This is a genomic window from Nitrospira sp. CMX1, assembly GCF_054902215.1.
The window spans coordinates 22605-28604 of the sequence record NZ_JBUBKD010000032.1 but is presented as its reverse complement, the minus strand read 5'-3'; the positions used below and the strand labels follow the sequence as shown (position 1 = coordinate 28604).

The following is a 6000-nucleotide window of genomic DNA, read 5'->3' as shown; positions in this document are numbered from 1 at the left end:
TACACCCAGCGCATGGGGTTCCCCAACCGTTTGGCCTCCTGTGCTCCTCCAACTTTGTTCGTGGACACGCCCACAGGAGTGCCGGGGCAGAATGGCGGAAGTGCCGCCGTTCTGCCAGACCAACGATTGTGTTACGCCGAAGCAGCCATTTTGCGCCGAGCGAGTCCGGCTAACCCGATTACCCCGCTCCCGAAGAGCCAGGCAGCAGCGGGAATGGGTACCGGTGCATTGGCTGACCCCCAGAGCTTAAGCTGATAGGTTCCACCACCGGAGTTCTGACCTTGCGGATGCAAATGATAATCTCTTGGTAAACCGAGGTTGGCCAAGGCCACGCTGGCATGGGTGGGACTTGCAGGCACAACCTCCGTATCGTTGACGTTCTCAAAAATCGGTGCGCCGAAGAAGTTAATGTTTGGAGCTGTCGAGGTCATATTGAAGTGCGTCCAACTCCCAAGATCAAAATTGATCGTATCCAGGAAAAGACCGGACGGTGGGTTATTGACATTGATCACGACCGGATTGCTGGCCGTTCCAAGGTCACCGAGGTTAGAACCAAATATACCCGCATCGAGTGTGACCGCCTGTGCCGTCGCACCCAACACGAGTGCCCCTGCCGCAGCAAGGCCAGCAATGGCTGTCTTCAGCTTCTGACTACGTCTCATGGCAAACTCCTTTGTATGAAGGTGAGTAACGACTTGACCCTCCCTATGATTTCAGAATCTTCATGATGGGTACGGTTATAGTCTCCAGATACGAACCTGGTCTACCGATCATGGCACCGGATGCTACAAATGTGACAAGAAATGCCGGTGCGGGAAGAGATTCCTTCGATGCTTCTACGCAAACAGCGAAAGAGCCGTCCTGGTTGGAGTCAGATATCGAGGTGAAGCAATGACGTCCACTGCGTACCTCGCGGAGCCATTGAATGAGCAGAACCGAGATGACAGCGGTATAGGGGGCCATAATTCTCAGACCTCTGCGCTGTGTCCTGCCACATCTTGACCCCACAGGGCCGGAGACAGATGAGCATCCGTCCTTCCCTATCATCCCCTCCATCCTCTCGACGCCTGATGTGTCCATGCTCTCCAGAATGTTTGTAATCCATAGGGCGAGTATGGAACTAGACGCAGACGTAATCGATCGCAATAGAACACTCCGCAATAATGGCTATCTGCGCATGCCTAATACCTGAGTACAGGTATCGATGAGGATTTCGCAGCTCAACAACAATGGACCGACTTTCTCATGCCTTTCACCGGTCAACGGAAAATTGCGGTTCCGATCGTAGGCCTCTGCCGATCGAGCCGATAAAAGAGACATCGGTTAGGACCATATTCCTGTTGCACTTGTAGTACCTGTTGTTTCCCGTTGGTAGACTTCCACCGCATTTGGGCTTGAGACAGCGACATTTTCCGTCACATCTGTAGCATCCGTGGCTATCCGAGTGGACGCCGCATTCGGGCTTCCGATACGCTTTCTTCCTGCTCGAATGCGTATGACTCTTAATTAAAAAATTCGATCAGGTCATGAAAGGATGTGTTCCATGAATCGAATGGTGTTCGCTCTCGCATTTGCGATGCTGAGTATTTATTTCTCTCTGTCAGCTCCGGTTCACGCGATGAACGTGACGCAACTGGAAATCACCGGAGGAGCCGTCAATTATGAGGGGAAGCACCACGCCATGATGGATCGACTGCTCGGTCTGGACGGGCTGTTGAAGATAGGACAATTTCAGGCCATAGGAGAGATTGTTCCGTCCCTCGATAAGGCGTGCAAAACCTACTCGCTCTTTACCTCCGGGTTCAGCGGTGCCTCGGCTCCTACCGCTGTGATCTCAGGATCATCACTCAGCGTCGACTTGTCCTCGTTGTTCTTCGGTATCGAGCGAGGGAACATGTATCGCTCGTGGAATATCGGGGGAACGGCGACCGGCCTCTTCAACTCCGACACCAAAGAATTCTTTCTCTCCTGGGAACGGGTATTCAACGGCCCTAAACAGGAGAGGCAAGCCTCATTTTTCCTAAGCGGGTTGGTGCACCTTGATGCGCAACCAGTGCCGATTCTCGCAGCTGCCTGGTTGTTCGGCAGCGGAGTGGCCGGACTGGCCGTGTTTTTGCGCCAACGTCGATCCTTGTAGACCAGCTCTCGTCAACCGGATATTCGTATGTTCTTGGAACGAGCATTCTGAAAACCTAGTCGTGTTCCTTGTGCTCTCTTGCAGACACAGGCATGTTTCACCTGTGACGGCAGCCAAAAGTTACCGCCACTGCAGAGAATGGTTTGCGCGGTTTCGTCACATCTGTAGCACAGGTAGCACGCTTCAGTAGACCACCTTGCGTCAATTTCGCTACGCTCCTCCACACGATGACGGTCGGTAAACTCTGGCGCTCGTTTCACAGACCGGGCGCCACTCACCTTTCATTAGGAGGACGCACTATGAGTGCTCGCTCTCACGTACTTCGTTCTTTCACCGCCGCGATCTTGTCGGTCTTCGGACTTGCGGGAACGGTCGGGCAGGCCTCGGCGCACGTCAGCTATGGCCAATCACTGTTCTCCGATTCATCAATTATTGATCCAGTCACCGGGGCTAACGGCACCGGCATCATCAATGCCAATCCAAACCGCACGGTATCCAGCAACGCGGGATGGCTGGCCGGCCAGAACTCGACCACCTGGGCAAACAGCCACGACAACCGATTCCTCTACTTCAACTTAGCCCAGACCTCCACCGTCAATTTCACCCTCACCGGTAACAACACGAACGGCAACGGGGTCTTGAATCCCGGATATTCCCTTTTTCAAGGCGTAGCCCTCAATGCGGTTCATGATGGGGCGACCGTTCCTGCCTCCTACATCGGAGCACAGACCGGATTCGCCAGCTGGTCGCCGTTCGCCGCAGCCAATACTGCGATTACAGCCAATGGTGGCACGCTGAGTACCCAACACTGGGGACAGTATCGCTCCAACGCGGACTTCACGATGGCGAATGATTCCGGACAAGCCTATACGCTGCAGTACACAGGCCTGTCCGGCTCCAACGGCTCCGGCAACACGGTGACCGGCACATATACACTCGGCCCCGGCATCTATAGCCTCGTCGTCGGGGGAGCGAACGCCAATGATACAGCTGCACTCTTGAACGCTGCCATTGCAACGGGTGGGAACTATTGCACGGCCGTGTCTGCATCCTGTACGGCAGAGCAGGTGGCAGCTGGATCTGCCAACGCCACAGCCTACAGTAACCTTCGGCTGGCAAGGACCTTAGGCATTGAGTTCAATGTATCACCTATACCGATTCCGGCTGCCGCCTGGTTATTTGGGAGCGGCATCGCCGGTATCGTCGCGCTCGCGCGGCGGCGTGCATCCCGGTAAGTAGCGACGAGGACTCGGCTGACTGCCGAGTCCGATCGAAGGGGGAGTTGGCGGGCACGGCCCGTCAGCTCCCCTGTTCATTTATTCTTCACCCACATGAGATGTCATGAACCAAGCAGTGTCAACCAGAACTCCCGCCAGTCCTCGCCTCCTCTACGCCATCGTCATGGTCACCGGTGCCGCCGTGATGATTTTGGAACTCCTCGGCACCAGGCTCATCGGACCGTTCTATGGCGTGAGCCTGTATGTCTGGTCCTCTCTCATCGCCGTCACCCTCATTGCGCTGGCAGCCGGATACTTTCTCGGGGGGTACTTGGCCGATCGAGTATCGAGTCTCCGGCTGTCGCACATCATCGCCTTCTCTGCCTTCACGACCATCCTCATTCCGTTTCTGAACGGACCGGTCCTTCGCATGACCGACCACCTCGGCCTTCGTGTCGGTGCCTTCATCAGCGCACTCATCTTGTTTCTGTTGCCGTTGACCGCGCTCGCCATGGTAGGGCCCTATGTCATCAAACGGACGACTCACGACCTGGGCGGAGTTGGAACAATCGCCGGCTCCGTCTATGCCGTCAGCACCGTCGGAAGTGTCGCTGGCACGCTTCTCTTGGGGTTTTATCTTTTACCGGAGTTCGGGACCAAAGCGATCATCTCTGCTCTCAGCCTCTCGCTTGGTGCCTCGGCCCTCGCCGTCGCATGGCACGAGAGATCCATGACTTCTCCATCGCGGTTGCTCATCGTACTCCCCGTCCTTGCAGCGACGGTCGGTATCGGTGCCGCTGCGGGTGGCACGGTACCCGCTACGAACGTGGAGGGATTCACGATCCGATCCGAAACAGAAAGCCTCTACGGATGGGTCCGTGTCGTGGACGACAACCGGCACGGCTATCGTCTCATGCTGTCCGATGCATCAGTTCTCAGCGCCGTTGATCTGAATCAGAATCGCAGTTTACTTGGCTACCAGGAAATCATCGGCCTGTTGCCGACCGTTCATCGAACAGCGACCCGCGCACTGTTGATCGGACTTGGCGGCGGCCATGTCGCACGTGACTTGGAAACGAAGGGGATCGTCACGGACACGATCGAGATCGATCCGGCGGTCGCCGAAGGTGCACGCCGGTGGTTTCATTTCGAGCCGACGGGGTTGTTCCTCGTTGGCGATGCACGGCATGAGATCAAGCAACTTCCCGGTCGCTACGACCTCATCATTCATGATTGCTTTACGGGAGGCGCCGAGCCGACCCACCTGCTCACGCAAGAGATGATGCGCGAACTGCGTGGTCTCTTAAACGAGCATGGAATTCTCGCGCTCAACTATGTGGGATTTAGAACAGGAGAGGGCTCGGAAGCAGTCGCGGCCGTCTATCGAACCATCAAGACGGTGTTTCCTCACCTCAAGGCATTCGTCACCGACCAGGCCGACTTTACCGATTTCATCTTCCTGGCCTCGGAACATCCGCTTGCCATCGGACCATCATTCGATGATCTACGCGTTCAATGGCTTGTGAACCATGAACATCAGTTTATGGCTGCGGAGGGCTTCGTCATCACCGACGATTACAACCCGATGGAAAGCCGTCAGGTGCGCAAGGCGGAAACCTACCGCAAACATTTCATAGAGCGAGTTGCGTTCGACCTGCTGCTGCGGTAACCCATGACCCGGGTACCGGCCGAGATATCGCTCGTTCGATCAATCAGACTCCTTCTCACGCCCTTCGTTTTCGTCACATGTGTTGCAGTCATCGGTACCGTTAAGTAGTAGCCGTAGGACGAGTCGGATATCCTCACCGCGTTCATCGGCTGCTGTGGCGATCGTGTGATCCATCCCATACACACACGAGCACGCAGCATATCATCAGGAGACAGAGCGACGGCCGACGCACAGGTCTCGGCAAGAAAGGATACGACACGATGAGAAAGAGATGCTTTCGAGAGGGCTCCGCATCGTTCACGATTGCCCTCGCACTGTTCACAATCCTCTGGGGAGCATGGTCTCCAGCCGAGGCGCTGACCGTGACCGAACTTGATTTCACAGGTGGTTCGATCACGGTAAAAAACGGCAGCACGACGGTGCTCTCCAACACCTTCACGCGGAACGGGCAGATCGTTATGGGAAAATATCAGCCCCTGCCGAACATCATCGCGCCTCTTCCCGTCGGTCCATATACGTTTTCGCTGTTCACCAGTGGACCGAATCCCTTCCCGAGCAGCCGCACGAGCGGGACCACCATCACGGCCGACCTCAGCACCTTGTTCGCCACGCTCACTGGACCGTTGATTCCTGTCGGTGGGTTGAATGCAAACCTCGGTGGGAACGCCATCGGGACATTCAATACCCTCACGAACGCCTTCACCGGCTTGACCTGGTCACACGGCTTGAGTGGAGTGCCGGGACTGCCGAATAATTTCACTGTGCAGTTTACTCTGAATGGGACTGCGCAACTCGCCGCTGTGCCCTTGCCCGGTGCAGTGCTTCTGTTTGGTACGGGATTGGCCGGCCTTATTGTTAGACGGGCAAGGAAATCTTTCGTGTGATGGGTTAGCGATGGATACGTTCCCTGGCAGAATTGCAAACCGGCGTATGGGGCTACGGCAAGACAGTTCGCCCCCGTGGCCTTCCGACAAAAC

Annotated in this window: 5 protein-coding genes; 4 read left to right on the top strand and 1 reads right to left on the bottom strand. The window is 56.0% G+C overall.

Annotated features, from left to right (window positions below):
• Nucleotides 1–131: 131 nt before the first annotated feature.
• A complete protein-coding gene (locus tag ACYX34_RS08875; RefSeq protein WP_462076196.1) occupies nt 132–662 on the bottom strand; it encodes a VPLPA-CTERM sorting domain-containing protein in 531 nt (176 codons plus the stop codon).
• 881 nt (nt 663–1543) lie between these two features.
• On the opposite strand from ACYX34_RS08875, the gene ACYX34_RS08870 reads away from it, so the two are divergent.
• The 4 genes from ACYX34_RS08870 to ACYX34_RS08855 all read left to right on the top strand — a co-directional run bounded on the left by ACYX34_RS08870 (nt 1544) and on the right by ACYX34_RS08855 (nt 5907).
• Nucleotides 1544–2137 carry a hypothetical protein gene (locus ACYX34_RS08870; RefSeq protein WP_462076195.1) on the top strand — a complete coding sequence of 198 codons (594 nt, stop codon included), beginning with the start codon at nt 1544–1546 and terminating at the stop codon, nt 2135–2137.
• A gap of 299 nt (nt 2138–2436) precedes the next feature.
• Nucleotides 2437–3372, top strand: coding sequence for a VPLPA-CTERM sorting domain-containing protein (locus ACYX34_RS08865; protein ID WP_462076194.1), 936 nt, complete (start codon nt 2437–2439; stop codon nt 3370–3372).
• Nucleotides 3373–3478: 106 nt separating this feature from the next.
• Complete coding sequence (locus tag ACYX34_RS08860) at nt 3479–5023, top strand: fused MFS/spermidine synthase (RefSeq protein WP_462076193.1); 1545 nt, start codon at nt 3479–3481, stop codon at nt 5021–5023.
• Nucleotides 5024–5283: 260 nt separating this feature from the next.
• Nucleotides 5284–5907 carry a PEP-CTERM sorting domain-containing protein gene (locus ACYX34_RS08855; RefSeq protein WP_462076192.1) on the top strand — a complete coding sequence of 208 codons (624 nt, stop codon included), beginning with the start codon at nt 5284–5286 and terminating at the stop codon, nt 5905–5907.
• The last annotated feature ends 93 nt before the right edge of the window (nt 5908–6000 follow it).